Genomic DNA, 17,049 nt, shown 5'->3' with positions numbered 1-17,049 from the left:
CAAAAAGTCATCCCGACTATAAACTAATATTTAAATGAAAACGATATGCAAATTATTAAAAGCATTGAAAGTAGAATTTATACAATCAGGGATGAAAGGGTAATGTTAGATTTTGATCTGGCATCACTTTACGAAGTAGAGACAAAAGTATTGAATCAGGCAGTGAAACGAAACATCACACGCTTTCCTGAAGATTTTATGTTTCAACTTACTTCAAAAGAATGGGAAAGTATCCGATCACAAATGGTAACCGGATATGAAAAAGTTAACCCATTAAAAATTGAGTTGACTAATAACCCCAACTTGAAGTCACAAATTGTGACTTCAAGTTGGGGAGGCACCAGAAAAATGCCTTATGCTTTCACAGAGCAAGGCGTAGCGATGCTAAGTGGCGTATTGAAGAGTGAAAAGGCAATTAACATGAATATTGCCATCATGAGAGTTTTTGTTGATGTTCGAAAAATTTTGCTAAAACAAAGTAATATGAATGAACAACTAACAGCAATTAAAGAACGGATTGGTGAACACGATGTTCAATTGAATGAACTATATGATGCAATGGAAAATTTAATAGACGAAAAGATCACTCAGTTGAAATGGAAAGATAGAGAGCGGATTGGGTTTAAAATCAAAGAATAATAGAACCGTAAAAATATAATTATGGAAACTGCACAAGATACACTACAACAAACCGAGACTAAGGCAGAAGCCTCAAAAACCCTCTTTAAAGGAACAGGATCTCAGGTTTTGTTGAATGGATTAATTGAAGAGGGTGTAACTACCATCTTTGGCTATCCCGGCGGTGCCATCATGCCAATTTATGATGCACTTTATGACTATGCTGACAAATTAGAACATATTTTGGTCCGCCATGAGCAAGGTGGTATCCATGCCGCACAAGGTTTTGCAAGGGCAAGTGGTGAAGTTGGTGTAGTGTTTGCCACCAGCGGCCCTGGTGCTACAAATTTAGTTACTGGCTTAGCCGATGCCCAGATTGATAGCACGCCGCTAGTTTGTATTACCGGACAAGTTTTTGCTCATCTTTTGGGAACTGATGCTTTCCAGGAAACAGATGTCATTAACATTACTACGCCAGTTACCAAATGGAACTATCAGGTTACTGATGCAAAAGAAATTCCTGAAGTTTTGGCCAAAGCTTTTTATATCGCTAAAAGCGGCAGACCAGGACCGGTTTTAATTGATATTACCAAGAATGCACAATTACAGGTAGAGGAATTTCCTGAATATGTAAAATGCAATCATATCCGCTCTTACCGCCCTAAGCCCAAAGTTCGTGTAGAATATATTGAGCAAGCAGCTGCACTAATCAACGAAGCAAAAAAACCATTTGTTCTTTTCGGACAGGGTATTGTTTTAGGCAAAGCTGAAACAGAATTTAAAGCTTTTATAGAGAAAACTGGCATTCCAGCGGCCTGGACTATTTTGGGCGAAAGCGCGATCCCTACCGCCCATCCTTTAAATGTAGGGATGTTAGGAATGCATGGCAACTATGGCCCTAATGTTTTAACCAATGAATGTGATATTTTAATCGCAATCGGGATGCGTTTTGATGATCGGGTAACCGGGCGTTTAGATAAATATGCAAAGCAAGCCAAAATCATTCATTTGGATATAGACCCAGCTGAAATTGATAAAAATGTTAAAGCTGATGTAGGGGTTTGGGGCGATTGTAAGGAAACTTTACCCTTGTTAACCAAACTGGTGCATGAAAACAAACATGAAGACTGGGTGGCCAAATTCAGAGAATATAACCAACAGGAAATTGATCAGGTAATTACTCCTGAACTGTATCCAACCAGTGAGGAAATGACCATGGGCGAGGTATTGCGCAACATCAATGAAATTTGTGGTGGCGATGCTGTTATCGTTACCGATGTTGGTCAGCACCAGATGGTGGCCTGCCGTTATGCTAAGTTTAATAATACCCGTAGTAATATTACATCTGGTGGTTTAGGTACCATGGGATTTGGCTTACCTGCGGCAATTGGTGCTAAATACGGTGCTCCTGATAAAACGGTAATCGCCATTATTGGAGATGGTGGTTTCCAGATGACCCCACAGGAACTGGGTACCATTATGCAATTCGGGGCAGCTGTTAAAATCCTGATTTTAAACAATCGTTTTTTAGGGATGGTTCGTCAATGGCAACAATTATTTCATGATAAACGTTATTCATTTGTGAACATTACCAGTCCTGATTTTGTGGCTTTAGCTAAATCTTATTACATCGAAGCTGATAAAGTTGATGATCGTGCTAACCTCAGAAAAGCTTTGGAAACGATGATCAGCCACGAGGGTTCTTATCTGTTAGAGGTGATGGTAGGAAGAGAAAATAACGTTTTCCCTATGGTTCCTCAAGGAATGAGTGTAAGCGAAATCAGGTTGAAGTAAGCTGAAAGACTAAAGCGAAAAATAGCATAAACAAAACCTTCATGGCCTTTGTGCCTTGGTGGTAAAAATTTTGGACATGAGTACTGAAAATACAATACAACATAAAATAGACAAGGCTGATTTAGACGGAAAGCAGGAGTACACCATCACCGTATATGCAGAAAACCGTATTGGTCTGTTAAACAGGATTGCGATCATTTTCTCTAAAAGAAAAATAAATATCGAAAGTTTAAACACTTCGCCATCAGAAATAGATGGGATTCACCGTTTTAACATTGTAATTACGGAAAGTTACGAAGTAGTGAGAAAACTTGCACGCCAGATTGAAAAGCAAATTGAGGTATTGAAAGTCTATTTCAACACCAATGAGGAAATCATCTGGCAGGAACTGGCACTATATAAAGTTTCTACTGATGAAATTGCAGAAAAAGTAACGGTAGAGCGTTTGCTTAGGCAATATGGCGCAAGTGCCGTGGTAATCCGGAAAGATTATACGGTTTTTGCTGTAACCGGACACAGAGAGGAAACAGATGCTCTGGTAAAGGCCCTGGAGCCATATGAGTTAATTGAATTTGTTCGTTCTGCAAGAGTTGCCATTATAAAAGACAGTGCCGGCTTCCACGAAAAGCTGAAAGAATTTGAAGCCTTTGAACCAGGGGAAGAATTAGTAGAGAATGAATTTTTAGATAAGGGAGAGAAGATTTTTACGATGTAATACAAAGGTGAAAGGTAGAAAGGCATAAGGTGAAACGTAAACAACACGATGCTTAGCGCTCTTTGCGGTTAAAAATTAAAGAAATATGAAATGCAATAAAACCATACCGATTTTAAGAATATTCGATTATGATAAAGCAATCGAGTTTTATGTAAATTGGCTTGGATTTAAAATAGACTGGGAATACCCCTTGGAAAAGAATTCCCCGGTTTATATCCAGGTTTCATTAAACGGTCTTGAACTTCATTTAAGCGAACACCATGGAGATAGCGCCCCTGGTGCGCACGTTTATGTTGACTGTGTAGGTTTAAAGGAATTCCATAAAGAAATAACAGCAAAGAATTACAAATATAATAGTCCAGGCTTAGAGGAAACTTTTCATGGAACCTGGGCAGTAACCGTAAATGACCCGTTCTTTAACCAGATCACTTTTAACGAAGAGCGAAACGAAGCTGAAAATACAAAGATTAAAGAAAAAATATGAACGAAGTATTTGATTTCATAATAAACTCACGTAAGGCATTTATTAAGTTAATGGATGGCTTAACAATCGAAGAATTGAATAAAATTCCTGATGGATTTAACAACAACATCATCTGGAACTTTGGCCATATTGTAGTGAGCACGCAAACGCTTTGTTATGTTCGTACCGGTGTATTACAAGATGCTGCTTCGGTAAAATTTAACGAGTATTATAAAAAAGATACAAAGCCATCTTATACAGTAACTAAAGAAGAGGTAGCAGAATTAAAAGCCATTGCATTACAGAGCATTGAAAAAATTAAGGCAGATTATGCAAATGGAAAATTTTCCATCATTACTCCTTTCACAACAGCTACCTATGGCGTGCAGATGAACAGTATAGAAGATGTACTGATCACCACGATTGGTCATGATAACTTGCATTATGGCTATGCATGGGCACAAAAAAATAAAATTTAAAGATTGAAGATGAATGATATGATCTGTGAAATCAACCCATCTGTGTAATCAAACCGAAGGAAATGTGAGATGGAAAATGGATAAAATCGGTGAAATCACTATATCTGTGAAATCAAACCGAAGGAAAAAAATATATAAACCGATAATTAAATAGAAATAAACCAATAAAACGATGTCAAATTATTTTAACACATTACCTCTCAGAGAAAAATTAAACCAACTTGGTGTTTGCGATTTCATGGATAGCAACGAATTTTTAGATGGCGTTAGCGCTTTAAAAGGCAAAAAACTGGTAATTGTTGGTTGCGGCGCGCAGGGCTTGAACCAGGGTTTAAATTTAAGAGATAGTGGTTTAGATGTAAGCTATACGTTGCGCAAAGAGGCGATTGAAGGCAAGAGAGATTCATGGAAAAACGCAACTGAAAACAACTTTAAGGTTGGTACCTACGAAGAATTAATCCCAACTGCAGATGTAGTGATCAACCTTACGCCTGATAAACAACATACAGCTGTGGTGAATGCCATTATGCCATTGATGAAAGATGGTGCTACTTTATTATATTCTCACGGTTTTAATATCGTGGAAGAAGGCATGCAAATCCGTAAAGATTTAACGGTGATTATGGTGGCTCCTAAATGCCCGGGCAGTGAGGTGAGAGCCGAATATGTTCGTGGTTTTGGTGTACCTACTTTAATTGCTGTACACCCTGAAAACGATCCTCAAGGTAAAGGCTTGGCACAAGCTAAAGCCTATTGCGTAGGTACAGGCGGTCACAGGGCTGGTGTATTAAAATCATCTTTTGTTGCAGAGGTTAAATCTGATTTAATGGGCGAGCAAACCATTCTTTGTGGTTTATTGCAAACAGGTTCTATCCTATCATTCGATAAAATGGTCGAAAAAGGAATCGATGCAGGATACGCTTCCAAACTGGTTCAGTATGGTGTTGAGGTAATTACTGAAGCTTTAAAGCAAGGCGGTATTACAGCCATGATGGACAGGTTAAGTAACGTTGCCAAAATCAAAGCTTTTGAAATCTCTGAAGAACTAAAAGACATCATGCGTCCGTTGTTTCAAAAACACCAGGATGATATCATGAGTGGCGAGTTTAGCCGCACCATGATGGAAGACTGGGCTGCCGGAGACAAAAACTTGTTAAAATGGAGAGCTGAAACAGGTGAAACTGCCTTCGAAAAAACACCTGCCGGCGATGTTAAAATTGGCGAACAGGAATATTTTGACAACTATACACTTATGGTGGCATTTGTACGTGCTGGTGTAGAACTGGCTTTTGAAACGATGGTACAGGCTGGTATTAAACCAGAATCTGCTTACTATGAATCACTGCATGAAACACCTCTTATTGCAAACACCATTGCCCGTAAGAAATTGTTCGAAATGAACCGTGTAATTTCTGATACCGCTGAATACGGTTGTTACTTATTTGATCAGGCTTGTAAACCATTATTAGCTGACTTTATGAAAAAGGTAGATACTGATTTGGTTGGTAAAAACTTTAATGAAGGTAAGGATGGCGCTGTAGACAATAGAAAATTAATTGAAGTGAATGAGGCCATCCGCTCACATGAAGTAGAACAAATTGGTGCTACTTTACGCAAAGCAATGACTGCAATGAAAGCCATTAAAACTGCATAACCTCACCCCTAAATCCCCTCTCTTTTTAGAGGGGATTTAGGACAGGTCTTAGAAAAATAATAATTACAAACTTAAATTCCCCCATTAGGGGGCTAGGGGGTAAAAATGTCAAAAACATTAGTAGAAAAAATTTGGGATGCTCACGTTGTAAAAAGTGAAGAAGGATTTCCTGACATTTTATACATCGATACACACCTCATTCACGAGGTAACTTCTCCTCAGGCTTTTGATGGTTTGCGCAAAAGAGGTTTGCCTGTCTTGCGTCCGAAACAAACGGTGGCAACAGCCGACCATAATGTGCCTACTTTAAACCAGTCGTTACCCATTAAAGAGGAACTTTCCCGCTATCAGGTGGATATGCTGACTAAAAATTGTGCAGAATTTGGTATTGAACTTTATGGTTTAGGACATCCATTCCAGGGAATTGTTCACGTCATCGGTCCTGAATTAGGTATAACCTTACCAGGAAAAACAATGGTTTGCGGCGATAGTCACACCTCTACACATGGTGCTTTTGGTGCAATTGCTTTCGGTATCGGCACCTCGCAGGTAGAACAGGTTTTCGCCACACAATGTTTATTGCAATCGAAACCTAAAACCATGAAAATTGAGGTAAATGGTGAACTTGGTAAAGGCGTTGGCGCAAAAGATATTATTCTTTATATCATTTCACAGATATCTGCTGCGGGTGGTACCGGATACTTTATTGAATATGCAGGTTCGGCAATAGAGGCTTTAAGTATGGAAGCCCGGATGACGATCTGTAACATGAGCATTGAAATGGGTGCCAGAGGAGGGTTAATCGCACCAGACCCAACCACTTTCGATTATATTAAAGGAAGAGAGTTTGCGCCCGCAGGTGAAGAATGGGACAAATCATTAGCCTACTGGAAAACTTTATACAGCGATGCTGATGCCAAATTTGATAGCGTACTCACTTTTGATGCAGCGGATATTGCGCCAATGATTACTTATGGAACCAACCCCGGAATGGGTATGGGCATCCAGGAACATATCCCCGCAACCAATGCACAACCAGAGAAAGAAAAGCTTTCTTATCAAAAGGCACTGGATTATATGGGTTTCGATGATGATGCATCTTTAATCGGCAAATCGGTTGATTATGTTTTCATTGGCAGTTGTACCAATTCACGCATTGAAGATTTACGCGAAGTAGCAGATTTCGTTAAAGACAAACGCAAGGCAGATAACGTAACGGTTTGGATTGTTCCAGGCTCAAAACAAGTGGAGCAACAGGCTAAGAATGAAGGTTTAGATCGGATTTTTGAAGCAGCAGGTTTCCAGTTACGCGAACCAGGTTGCAGCGCATGTTTAGGTATGAATGAAGATAAAATCCCTGCTGGTAAATACTGTGTGTCTACATCGAACAGAAACTTTGAAGGTAGACAAGGACAAAATGCCCGTACACTCTTGGCTAGTCCGTTAACGGCTGCCGCCGCCGCTGTTACTGGTGTAATTACTGATGTGAGGGAGATGCTTTTGCAAGATCAAGGATAAACAAAGATTAAAGATTGTAAAATACCTATTCATTAGTAATTGCGATAACAGAAACATAAAACATGATTTTAGAAGTTGCGATATTACATGTAAAAGCAGGTTTATCTGCTGATTTTGAAAAGGCCTTTAGCGAAGCTCAAAAAATCATTTCATCAATGAATGGCTACATTTCGCACTAATTAAAAAAATGCCTTGAAGAAACTGGTAAATATATTCTGCTGGTTAATTGGGAAACATTGGAAGATCATACTGAAGGCTTTAGAGGTTCAGCTGCCTATCAGGATTGGAAAAATTTATTACATCACTTTTATGATCCTTTTCCAACAGTTGAACATTATACTGAGGTTTAAGGCAACAAAATCTTAAATGTACATAGGTTGTAAAATACGAAGGCTATAAAATAAAAATGGAAAAATTACAAGAAATACAAAATCAGTTTAATGCCGTATCGGAAAAGTACGATAGGCAAAGGCGTTTTCTGATTCCTTGTTTTGATGATTTTTATGGAACAGCTTTAGCCTTATCTGAACAAGTTTCAACTGTAAAGAACATTTTGGACGTTGGTGCCGGAACAGGATTAATGAGTGCTTTTTTTCAAGAAAAATATCCCGACGCTAAAATCACACTTGTAGATATTTCTCAGGATATGCTTAAAAAAGCAAAAGAACGCTTCGTAGGAAATGAGAACATCAGCTTTTTGAATGCGGATTTTGCAACCATTGATTTACCTGAAAATCATTACGATTTGGTAGTTTCCGGCTTAGCCATACATCATTTACCAGATGAATTGAAACAACAGTTATTTGGGAAAATCGCAAAAACACTAAAATCTGATGGCTGGTTGATTAACGCCGATCAGGTTTTAGGTGAAACCGATTTAGCAGAAAAGATTTATACTGAAAACTGGAAAAACCACGTAAAGCAACATCCAAATTTAACAGAAGATGAAAAGCAAAGTGCCTTCGATCGAATTAAAGTTGATATGATGGCATCATTAAACGACCAGTTAAAATGGTTGGAAGAAGCAGGATTGCAAAATGCAAACTGTTATTATCAGTATTACAATTTTGTAGTCTTTGCTGCAAATAAACAATAATTAATCAATGAAATCACTTTAATCGGTGAAATCTTTTAAACCAGTGAAATCATATTAAAATGAAGAAGTTCACAACATTAACATCGGCCGTAGTGCCCTTAAATATAGAAAACATCGATACCGATCAGATTATTCCGGCGAGGTTTTTAAAAGCGACTACGCGTGAAGGTTTTGGCGAAAACTTGTTCCGCGACTGGCGTTACGAAAATGATAATCAACCTAAAGCTGATTTCGTTTTAAACGACCCGACTTATAGCGGTAAAATTTTGGTTGCCGGTAAAAACTTTGGTTGTGGAAGTAGTCGTGAACATGCAGCCTGGGCTATTCAGGATGCAGGTTTTGATGCTGTGATCAGCAGCTTCTTTGCTGATATCTTTAAAGGCAATGCACTAAATAATGGTTTGTTACCCATTCAGGTGAGTGAAGAATTCCTGTCCCAGATTTTTAAAGCGGTGGATCAGAATGCTAAATCGCCACTGGAAGTTGATTTGGAAAATCAAACGGTAACCATTATTGAAACTGGTGCTCAGGAATCTTTTGAGATCAATCCTTACAAAAAATCATGCCTGATTAACGGTTATGATGATATCGATTTCATCTTAAACCAAAAACAATTAATTGAAGAATTCGAGCAAGCAAGATAATGTTTAAACCATTCGTTCACATACAGAATTTAAATCTGAGTTACCACAACAAACTGGTGCTAAAGGATTTGTATTGGGCAATGAATGTTTGCGAAAATTATGTAATTGGTGGTAAAAGCGGAACAGGAAAAACTTCGTTAGCAAAAGCAATTGCAGGTTTAATTCCAGCTCAGGGAAGTATTGAGATTGATTTTGATGTATTGAGCACACTACCAAAAGAAGTACTTTATGTAGAAAGCTGGTACCAGTTTAAAAACTTAGAAGGTGTTGCCAATTTTTATTACCAGCAACGTTATACCAGTCAGCAGGCTAAAGAAACTTTAACCGTTCATGCAGAGTTGGTCAGTTATGGTAAAGAAAAAGGGCTTCACTTAGATCAGGTAGAACCGATATTAGAAGCTTTGGGTTTTGCGACATTTGCAAGTTCACAATTAATTGAATTATCCAGCGGCGAACATAAAAAACTGCAATTGGTTAAAGCACTTTGGTTAAAACCACAGTTATTAATTGTCGACCAACCATATACAGGTTTAGATGCGGCTTCGCGCAAGAGCCTTAACATTTTACTGGACCGGGTGGCTGAAGAAGGGGTTCAATTGATTTTGATCTGTAATGAAAGTGAATTACCAACCTGTATCAATTCTTTTGCCGAAATAAGAGAGGGACAATTAATTCAAGTAGATGCTTTAGAACCCTCTGTCAGTTCCGAAATCCATTTAAGAGAAATTCCGGATTTCTTAAAAGAATCGCCGGTTTATAGTTCGCAGAATATTGTAAAAATGGTTAATGTGAACATTAGCTATGGCGAAAAACAGGTATTGAAAAATATCAACTGGGAAGTTAAGGCTGGCGAAAAATGGCTTTTACAAGGGCATAATGGTTCTGGAAAATCGACCTTGTTAAGCTTGGTAAACGGCGATCATCCACAATCTTATGCCAACGAACTTTATTTATTCGGCAACAGGCGTGGAAGTGGTGAAAGCATCTGGGACATTAAACAGCATATAGGCTTAATCTCTCCCGAGTTTCACTGGTATTTTGATCCAACCGCTACTGTTTGGCAAAGCATCGCCTCGGGCTTTTATGATTCCGTAGGTTTATTTCAGCAACTGCCCTATTCAAAAAGTGAACAGGTAAATGAACTGATCAACTATTTTGGATTAACAGAAAGCCGAAATGAGTTATTAAGTACGCTCCCATTGGGTAACCAAAGATTGGTTTTACTGGCCAGAACCATTATCAAAAATCCGGAGCTGTTAATTCTCGATGAACCCTGCCAGGGATTGGATCAGCAGCAAACACAACATTTTAACCAACTGGTTGATGAACTGTGTAGCAATGGCATGACCTTAATTTACGTTGGCCATTTTGAATCGCAGTTGCCAACCTGCATAGAAAAAAGAATATTATTAGAAAAAGGCGAGGTAAAAGTCGTCGAAAGTTTAAATACCAAAACTCGTCATTACGAGGTACAAAGCAATTCCATCTAGAAAATATAGTGCAAAAAATTGCTTCGTACCTGGCAAAGATGATAATATATCTCATACAATGAAGAAGAACATTTTAGTAATACCTGGAGACGGTATTGGACCCGAAGTAACCACTTGGGGAAAAGCAGCATTAGAGAAAATTGCAGAAATTTTCGGACATGAGTTTGTTTTTGATGAAGCTTTAATGGGACATGCAGCAATTGAAGTTACAGGTGAGCCACTGCCTGACGAAACTTTAGATAAAGCAAGAAAAAGCGATGCCATCCTTTTCGGAGCCATTGGTCACGCCAAATACGATAACGACCCAAGCTTAAAAGTAAGACCTGAACAGGGCCTGCTAAAAATCCGCAAAGAACTGGGTCTTTTTGCCAATCTCCGTCCGATATTACTATTTGATGAACTTCTGGAAGCCTCAAGCATTAAACCGGAAATTTTAAGGGGAACCGATATTTTGTTCTTCCGCGAATTGACAGGAGATGTTTATTTCGGAGAAAAAACCCGCTCAGAAGATAGAAACACGGCTTCCGATTTAATGATCTATCACCGTTACGAAGTGGAGCGTATTGCACATAAAGCCTATCAGGCGGCGCAGCAACGCAATAAGAGATTATGTTCGGTAGATAAAGCAAACGTTTTAGAGAGTTCACGCCTATGGCGCGAAACCGTTCAGGAGATTGCAAAACAATACCCAGATGTAGAAACGGAGCACATGTTTATTGATAATGCGGCCATGCAATTAATCAAAAATCCAAAGAAATTTGATGTGGTTTTAACTGCAAATTTATTTGGCGATATCTTAACTGATGAAGCTTCTCAAATTGCGGGATCAATGGGCATGTTAGCCTCCGCATCTGTTGGAGAAAGCACCGGTTTCTTCGAGCCTATTCATGGCTCTGCACACGATATTACAGGTAAAGATTTAGCAAATCCATTGGCCTCTATCCTATCAGCAGCATTAATGCTTGAAATTGGCTTCGGGCTCAAAGAAGAAGCTAAATTATTGGTAGACACGGTTGATGAGGTTTTGAAAGAAGGTTTCAGAACGCACGACATTGCTGATCAAAGCACTAACCGATTTAAAGTTTTAGGCACTGCCGAAATGGGCAAATTGGTATTAAAATTCTTATCTCAAAAAATTACTCACTCTTAAATTTAAGATTATGATTCACGACCCAAACAAAGTTTATATATTCGACACAACCTTACGTGATGGTGAGCAGGTTCCGGGCTGCCAGTTAGATACAAACCAGAAGGTAGAAATCGCAAAATCTCTTGAACGACTAGGCGTTGATGTTATTGAAGCTGGTTTTCCCGTATCCAGTCCGGGAGACTTTAACAGCGTAATCGAATTATCAAAAGCTGTAACCAACCCTATTATTTGTGCGTTAACACGTGCCAATAAAAATGATATTGATGTAGCAGCTGATGCTTTACGTTATGCAAAAAGACCACGGATTCATACCGGGATTGGTTCTTCTGATTTCCATATCAAACATAAATTTAACAGTACCCGCGAAGAAATTTTAGAACGTGCTGTAGAAGCGGTAAAATATTCGAAAAAATTTGTAGAGGATGTAGAGTTCTACGCAGAAGATGCCGGCCGTGCAGATATTGAATTTTTAGCTAAAATGGTTGAAGCGGTAATTGCAGCTGGTGCTACTGTAGTCAATATTCCGGATACAAATGGTTATTGCCTTCCAGACCAATACGGTTCTAAAATTCTTTATCTAAAAGAAAACGTAAAAAATATTGACAACGCAATTATTTCAGTTCACTGCCACAATGATTTAGGCCTGGCTACGGCAAATTCAATTTCAGGCTTACAGCATGGTGCCCGGCAGGTAGAATGTACCATTAACGGTATCGGTGAACGTGCAGGAAATACGTCGATGGAAGAAGTAGTGATGATTTTAAAAACCCATAAAATTTTGGGATTAAACACCCAGATTGATGCTACCCGCTTTTACGAAATGAGCCACATGATCAGAAACCAAATGAATATGCCTGTTCAACCAAATAAAGCGATTGTTGGTGGAAATGCGTTCTCGCACAGTTCCGGCATTCACCAGGATGGTTTCTTGAAAAACCGTGAAAACTACGAAATTATTAAACCTGAAGATGTAGGTTTCCCGGATGCAACAATTGTATTGACAGCGAGGAGCGGTCGACATGCATTGAAACACCATCTGGATCGCTTAGGCCATAGATTGGAAAAAGACAATCTGGATATGGTTTATAAACAGTTTTTGGTTTTAGCAGATGGCAAACAAGGCATTAATGATCATGATTTAAACCAGCTGGTTGCCCTGCATTTAGCATAGAACTTGAAAGGTTAAAGACTAAACTAAAAGTGAGCCGCGAATGGCGTGAAAAGTTAAGGGTTTTGCATTAAACAGTTAGCATTTTCAATTTAATGCACTGACTTAAGCTTCCTAAACCTGATAGCAGTGGAAATACTTTTTAATTGCAGCAACCTTAAATATCATGTGATGCTGAGGCACGAAGCATCTGGAACCGATGAAAATGGATCTTCATTCTTCTGCAGGACAGGAGTTTTAAAAAGATTGGAACGAATAGCAGGACTGCAATAACCAAAAAGTACAGTAACCTGCTTTACAAAAATAGAAGAGAATAATGGTCTTATACTGAGTTCTCTTTACCTGATATGACAACAATGAACACAACAATACTGAATACATTGGATTTTAATGCTGCATCGCAACAACTTAAAGGCGTGGTAAAACGTACGCCTTTAGAATTTAACGCCGGTCTTTCTGCTCGTTATAATGCAAATATTTATTTAAAAAGGGAAGATTTGCAGATTGTTCGTTCCTATAAACTGCGTGGTGCATACAACAAAATCAGTTCATTGCCGCAAGAGGCCTTAATAAATGGCGTGGTTTGTGCAAGTGCCGGAAATCATGCCCAGGGTGTAGCTTATTCATGCAAGAAACTAGGGATTAAGGGTGTGATATTTATGCCTGAGATTACGCCAAAGCAAAAGATTAAACAGGTTAATATGTTTGGGGGCGATAATATTGAAATCATTTTAGTTGGCGATACCTTCGATGATTGTTTAAAGGAAGCCCTGATTTATGCTGAAGAAAAAGCCTCAACCTTTATCCCTCCCTTTGATGACGATAAAGTAATTGAAGGACAGGCTACCGTTGCGATGGAAATTTATGAAGATCTGCCAGAGCTAGATGCCATAATCGTTCCGGTTGGTGGTGGTGGTTTAGCTTCAGGCGTGATTGCCTACCTGCAAACCGTAAAGCCTGCTGTAAAAATTTTCGGTGTTGAACCAATGGGCGCACCATCATTAAGCGAAGCATTAAAAAATGGCGGACCAATAACTGTTGAAAATATAGAGCGTTTTGTAGACGGTGCAGCGGTAAAAAGAATGGGATGGATCACCTATCAGTATTGTAAAGAATTGCTAAGTTCTACTTATTTAATCCCTGAAGGACAAATTTGCACCACCATTTTAAAGCTTTATAATGAAGATGCGATTGTTGTAGAACCTGCCGGTGCCTTATCTGTTGCGGCATTAGAACAGGTAAAAGATCAGATTGCAGGCAAAAACGTGGTATGTGTGATTAGTGGTGGCAATAACGACATTGAACGCATGCAGGAAATTAAAGAGAAATCTTTACTCTTTGAAGGCCTGAAACATTATTTCATTGTTCGTTTCCCACAGCGACCAGGTGCCCTAAAATTATTTGTGAATGAAGTTTTAGGTCCGCAGGATGACATTACCCGCTTTGAGTTTATCAAAAAAACCAATAAGGAAAATGGGCCAGCCTTAGTTGGAATTGAACTTTCAAATAAAAACGATTATGCCAGTTTATTGCAGCGCATGAAAGATTTTAAATTCGAGATTATTGAATTAAATCAGGATCAGACTTTATTTGAGTATTTAGTTTAAAGGAGTTAACCGAAAAGGATGCCAATCTATTCGCAGGGAAAACAATAGATCTTAACTTACATTTCTTACATGGTAAATAAAACGCATCATGAATTTTAAAGATTTACCCAACAAAACATTAATAGAAGATAACGATATCGATTGGGACGATTTAGGTGCTGGTGTAAAGCGTAAAGTAATGCCATTTGATGAGCACCTGATGTTGGTAAAGGTCAGCTTTCAGAAAGGTGCAATTGGTACCATTCACAACCATCCGCATTTGCAATTGAGTTATGTAGCCAAAGGAAGCTTTGAAGTGACCATGGGCGATGATAAAAAGATTCTTAACGAAGGGGATATCTTTTTTGCGCCAACACGCGTGTACCATGGTGTAGTTTGTTTAGAAGCAGGATTGTTAATTGATATTTTCAATCCACACCGGGAAGATTTTTTATAATAAATTTAACCACCTCAGCAACCCAAAACTACTTAAACGTTATCAGGTGTCTGAGGTGGTATATGTATTGCTACTCAAAAGTCAAACGTACATTTTTATAACCCAGGCCTTCAATTATAGGTTTCAGTACACTTGCTGCATTGGTTTTGGTCTGTGCTAAAATATCTGATTTTTTCACTTCAGAGGTTATCTTTTGTTCAGCGGCCTTATAAGCTTCGTCTACCAGCTTAGCCTCCCTGAAATAAGCCATTTTAGTATCGTAAACCCTGGAGTTTTTGTGGTCAATTTTTACATAGCAAATCTCTGGCTGTGGTAAATTTACTACAGCAGAATCAGCATTGACCTGGATATGGTCTTTTGTAACTTTTGTGAGATCAATACAACCTACAGCTTCTGCTTTTACAATGAGTAAAACGCTGGCCTCCGGTAAAAAATCTGTTTTATTTTTGTGTTCCAGTACATCACTAATCTGATAGCGAACCAGCTCCAATTTGCCTATAGCCTCTATTTTCTCTACCAGCAGTTGATGTTTACTTTCAACAGATGTACTGATGCTGAACTTTTTGGAGATGAAGAAGTAGCCGGCTATCAGTAAAATTAACCACGGTAAAACCCTAAAAAATATTTTCATGATGCAGGAATTAATCTAAATTTCTTTGTTGTGTGATACCGGTTAAACAATTATTAATCCACATTGTGTGATTCAGCATTTTTGGCAGTTGTTTTGTAATATGAAGTTAAACACACACAAATAAACAAAATCAACATGAAAAAACTTACTATCCTCATGCTTTGCATCGCCACACTAGGTTTGGCATCTTGCAAGAAAGATACACTCGTTCAGAACCCAACTAATAAAACAATTATAGTGGATGTTCTTCCGAGCGATTGGCAATTATCAGCTGACAGAAATACTTATACCGTTCAGCTTGATAAAATAACAAACTTAAAAGAAATAGATGACTTTCATATTGATAACGAAGGAACTATTGTTGCAATATCTTATCCTAATTCAAGCGGGAATTTCACGAATTATTCGGCTTTACCGTTCGTATATAATTTACAATCTTATAGCTATACAGTTTATTCAGGAGGAATACTTATAGAAGTACAAAATTCAGATACTCAAACTGTTGATCCGATAAGACCTAGCACCAAAGTAAGAATTAAAATTACTTTAGTCGCAGCAGAAAATGTAACTTAATATTTTCTTAAAACTCTAAAAAACGACTAATGTTCAACTGAACGTAGTCGTTTTTTTTATGTTCACCCCTATTCAGCTGTAAAGCACGAATGGTTACACCGTTGCGTTCCAATAGCAGTTCATCATAAAAACCTTTGTAATAAACGTCTTTCACTTCAAAACGCCTGCTACTCCAATTGTTAGAGATTTCTGCCCATTCCGGATAAAAAACCACATGAGCTGAAAATGTTTTTAGTCCGATTTTTTCAGCATCACCACGGGATAGCACCACAGCATTGCCTAAAATCTGGGCCGTATAAATGTGTTTAGGTTTTTGATAAATTTCTGATGGCTTACCGGTTTGCAAAAGTTCTCCCTCACGAACAATCAACAGCTGATCGGCCAGAAATAAGCCATCGGCCGGATCATGAGAAACCAGGATTACAGTAACACCGGTTTCGGCGGCAACACGTTTGATATCCGCCCTTAACTGGTTTTTTAAAAGCGCATCCACCTGACTAAAAGGTTCATCTAACAACAATACCTTTGTATCAGAAACCATGGCTTTAGCAATCGCCACACGTTGTTGCTCACCACCACTTAGTTCAATAATTTTCTTGTTTTTTAAGGGAAGAATCCGAAGGTGTTCCATAATAGCCAAAGTCTTTTCAGCCTTGATTTTAAGATCAGTATTGGATAATTGCGAGGCAATATTATCATAAACCTTTGCATAGATATTCAGTGAAAAATCCTGCGTTACCATTTTCATCTGTTTATGCCCGGGGATTAGTTGTTCATCTGGTCCTTTAATACGTTCGTTTTCAAAAAAGATTTCGCCTGAATCTGTTTTTAATAGACCATAAATGGATTTTAATAAAGTTGATTTACCGCTTCCGCTTTCGCCAATAATGGCTACCACATCCCCCCTATTAATATCAAAACTAATGTTTTTAATTCCGCCAGCCTGATCAGCCTGGTATTGTTTGGTTAAATTTCTTACGCTGATAATGGTATCGCTCACAGAGGTAAAGATA

Annotated in this window: 18 protein-coding genes; 16 read left to right on the top strand and 2 right to left on the bottom strand. The window is 38.4% G+C overall.

Annotated elements, in window-relative coordinates; all coding sequences use genetic code 11:
* Window positions 1-45 precede the first annotated feature (45 nt).
* From OQ267_RS14110 to OQ267_RS14045, 15 genes are all read left to right on the top strand, one after another.
* On the top strand, window positions 46-639 hold the full coding sequence (locus OQ267_RS14110) for an ORF6N domain-containing protein (RefSeq protein WP_265836417.1): 594 nt from the start codon (window positions 46-48) through the stop codon (window positions 637-639).
* Window positions 640-660: 21 nt separating this feature from the next.
* Window positions 661-2,412: a biosynthetic-type acetolactate synthase large subunit gene (gene ilvB / locus OQ267_RS14105; protein WP_265836416.1), complete on the top strand. Its 1,752-nt coding sequence runs from the start codon at window positions 661-663 to the stop codon at window positions 2,410-2,412.
* Window positions 2,413-2,488: 76 nt separating this feature from the next.
* A complete protein-coding gene (ilvN, locus tag OQ267_RS14100; protein WP_088300259.1) occupies window positions 2,489-3,127 on the top strand; it encodes an acetolactate synthase small subunit in 639 nt (212 codons plus the stop codon).
* Between the two features lie 85 nt (window positions 3,128-3,212).
* On the top strand, window positions 3,213-3,611 hold the full coding sequence (locus OQ267_RS14095) for a glyoxalase superfamily protein (protein ID WP_265836415.1): 399 nt from the start codon (window positions 3,213-3,215) through the stop codon (window positions 3,609-3,611).
* Window positions 3,608-4,069, top strand: coding sequence for a DinB family protein (locus OQ267_RS14090; protein ID WP_265836414.1), 462 nt, complete (start codon window positions 3,608-3,610; stop codon window positions 4,067-4,069). The genes OQ267_RS14095 and OQ267_RS14090 overlap by 4 nt, the downstream gene beginning before the upstream one ends.
* 172 nt (window positions 4,070-4,241) lie before the next feature.
* Complete coding sequence (ilvC, locus tag OQ267_RS14085; RefSeq protein ID WP_265836412.1) at window positions 4,242-5,723, top strand: ketol-acid reductoisomerase; 1,482 nt, start codon at window positions 4,242-4,244, stop codon at window positions 5,721-5,723.
* 105 nt (window positions 5,724-5,828) lie between these two features.
* A complete protein-coding gene (gene leuC / locus OQ267_RS14080; protein WP_265836410.1) occupies window positions 5,829-7,241 on the top strand; it encodes a 3-isopropylmalate dehydratase large subunit in 1,413 nt (470 codons plus the stop codon).
* Window positions 7,242-7,303: 62 nt separating this feature from the next.
* Window positions 7,304-7,420 (top strand): antibiotic biosynthesis monooxygenase family protein, encoded by a 117-nt coding sequence (locus OQ267_RS22570; RefSeq protein ID WP_416348657.1) that lies wholly within the window; start codon window positions 7,304-7,306, stop codon window positions 7,418-7,420.
* A 227-nt stretch (window positions 7,421-7,647) separates the two neighbouring features.
* A complete protein-coding gene (locus OQ267_RS14075; protein ID WP_265836409.1) occupies window positions 7,648-8,337 on the top strand; it encodes a class I SAM-dependent methyltransferase in 690 nt (229 codons plus the stop codon).
* A gap of 59 nt (window positions 8,338-8,396) precedes the next feature.
* Window positions 8,397-8,981 carry a 3-isopropylmalate dehydratase small subunit gene (leuD, locus tag OQ267_RS14070; protein WP_265818949.1) on the top strand — a complete coding sequence of 195 codons (585 nt, stop codon included), beginning with the start codon at window positions 8,397-8,399 and terminating at the stop codon, window positions 8,979-8,981.
* Complete coding sequence (locus OQ267_RS14065; protein ID WP_265836408.1) at window positions 8,981-10,471, top strand: ATP-binding cassette domain-containing protein; 1,491 nt, start codon at window positions 8,981-8,983, stop codon at window positions 10,469-10,471. The genes leuD and OQ267_RS14065 overlap by 1 nt, the downstream gene beginning before the upstream one ends.
* A gap of 58 nt (window positions 10,472-10,529) precedes the next feature.
* Window positions 10,530-11,621: a 3-isopropylmalate dehydrogenase gene (gene leuB, locus OQ267_RS14060; protein WP_265836406.1), complete on the top strand. Its 1,092-nt coding sequence runs from the start codon at window positions 10,530-10,532 to the stop codon at window positions 11,619-11,621.
* 10 nt (window positions 11,622-11,631) lie between these two features.
* Window positions 11,632-12,792, top strand: a complete 1,161-nt coding sequence (locus OQ267_RS14055; protein ID WP_088300269.1) for a 2-isopropylmalate synthase — start codon at window positions 11,632-11,634, stop codon at window positions 12,790-12,792.
* A 353-nt stretch (window positions 12,793-13,145) separates the two neighbouring features.
* Window positions 13,146-14,396, top strand: a complete 1,251-nt coding sequence (gene ilvA, locus OQ267_RS14050) for a threonine ammonia-lyase IlvA (protein WP_172406448.1) — start codon at window positions 13,146-13,148, stop codon at window positions 14,394-14,396.
* A gap of 88 nt (window positions 14,397-14,484) precedes the next feature.
* Window positions 14,485-14,832: a cupin domain-containing protein gene (locus OQ267_RS14045; protein WP_088300271.1), complete on the top strand. Its 348-nt coding sequence runs from the start codon at window positions 14,485-14,487 to the stop codon at window positions 14,830-14,832.
* A gap of 70 nt (window positions 14,833-14,902) precedes the next feature.
* On the opposite strand, the gene OQ267_RS14040 is transcribed toward OQ267_RS14045, so the two are convergent.
* On the bottom strand, window positions 14,903-15,463 hold the full coding sequence (locus OQ267_RS14040; RefSeq protein WP_265836404.1) for a DUF4230 domain-containing protein: 561 nt from the start codon (window positions 15,461-15,463) through the stop codon (window positions 14,903-14,905).
* A 135-nt stretch (window positions 15,464-15,598) separates the two neighbouring features.
* Here OQ267_RS14040 and OQ267_RS14035 point away from each other — a divergent pair, with 135 nt between their 5' ends.
* Window positions 15,599-16,036, top strand: a complete 438-nt coding sequence (locus OQ267_RS14035) for a hypothetical protein (protein WP_088300273.1) — start codon at window positions 15,599-15,601, stop codon at window positions 16,034-16,036.
* 7 nt (window positions 16,037-16,043) lie between these two features.
* On the opposite strand, the gene OQ267_RS14030 is transcribed toward OQ267_RS14035, so the two are convergent.
* Complete coding sequence (locus tag OQ267_RS14030; RefSeq protein WP_265836402.1) at window positions 16,044-17,036, bottom strand: ABC transporter ATP-binding protein; 993 nt, start codon at window positions 17,034-17,036, stop codon at window positions 16,044-16,046.
* Between the last annotated feature and the right edge of the window lie 13 nt (window positions 17,037-17,049).

Origin of the sequence: Pedobacter sp. MR22-3 (assembly GCF_026240075.1) — a bacterium.
In the GTDB taxonomy this organism is placed as follows: Bacteria; Bacteroidota; Bacteroidia; order Sphingobacteriales; family Sphingobacteriaceae; genus Pedobacter.
This window is presented reverse-complemented; position numbering and strand designations above follow the sequence as displayed.

Coding starts and splice junctions, on each gene's coding strand:
- OQ267_RS22570 (WP_416348657.1), top strand. CDS start 7,304: ATGATTTTAGAAGTTGCGATATTACATGTAAAAGCAGGTTTATCTGCT.
- OQ267_RS14055 (WP_088300269.1), top strand. CDS start 11,632: ATGATTCACGACCCAAACAAAGTTTATATATTCGACACAACCTTACGT.
- OQ267_RS14090 (WP_265836414.1), top strand. CDS start 3,608: ATGAACGAAGTATTTGATTTCATAATAAACTCACGTAAGGCATTTATT.
- ilvC (WP_265836412.1), top strand. CDS start 4,242: ATGTCAAATTATTTTAACACATTACCTCTCAGAGAAAAATTAAACCAA.
- OQ267_RS14065 (WP_265836408.1), top strand. CDS start 8,981: ATGTTTAAACCATTCGTTCACATACAGAATTTAAATCTGAGTTACCAC.
- leuD (WP_265818949.1), top strand. CDS start 8,397: ATGAAGAAGTTCACAACATTAACATCGGCCGTAGTGCCCTTAAATATA.
- OQ267_RS14045 (WP_088300271.1), top strand. CDS start 14,485: ATGAATTTTAAAGATTTACCCAACAAAACATTAATAGAAGATAACGAT.
- OQ267_RS14075 (WP_265836409.1), top strand. CDS start 7,648: ATGGAAAAATTACAAGAAATACAAAATCAGTTTAATGCCGTATCGGAA.
- OQ267_RS14110 (WP_265836417.1), top strand. CDS start 46: ATGCAAATTATTAAAAGCATTGAAAGTAGAATTTATACAATCAGGGAT.
- OQ267_RS14040 (WP_265836404.1), bottom strand. CDS start 15,463: ATGAAAATATTTTTTAGGGTTTTACCGTGGTTAATTTTACTGATAGCC.
- leuB (WP_265836406.1), top strand. CDS start 10,530: ATGAAGAAGAACATTTTAGTAATACCTGGAGACGGTATTGGACCCGAA.
- ilvN (WP_088300259.1), top strand. CDS start 2,489: ATGAGTACTGAAAATACAATACAACATAAAATAGACAAGGCTGATTTA.
- ilvB (WP_265836416.1), top strand. CDS start 661: ATGGAAACTGCACAAGATACACTACAACAAACCGAGACTAAGGCAGAA.
- ilvA (WP_172406448.1), top strand. CDS start 13,146: ATGAACACAACAATACTGAATACATTGGATTTTAATGCTGCATCGCAA.
- OQ267_RS14035 (WP_088300273.1), top strand. CDS start 15,599: ATGAAAAAACTTACTATCCTCATGCTTTGCATCGCCACACTAGGTTTG.
- OQ267_RS14095 (WP_265836415.1), top strand. CDS start 3,213: ATGAAATGCAATAAAACCATACCGATTTTAAGAATATTCGATTATGAT.
- leuC (WP_265836410.1), top strand. CDS start 5,829: ATGTCAAAAACATTAGTAGAAAAAATTTGGGATGCTCACGTTGTAAAA.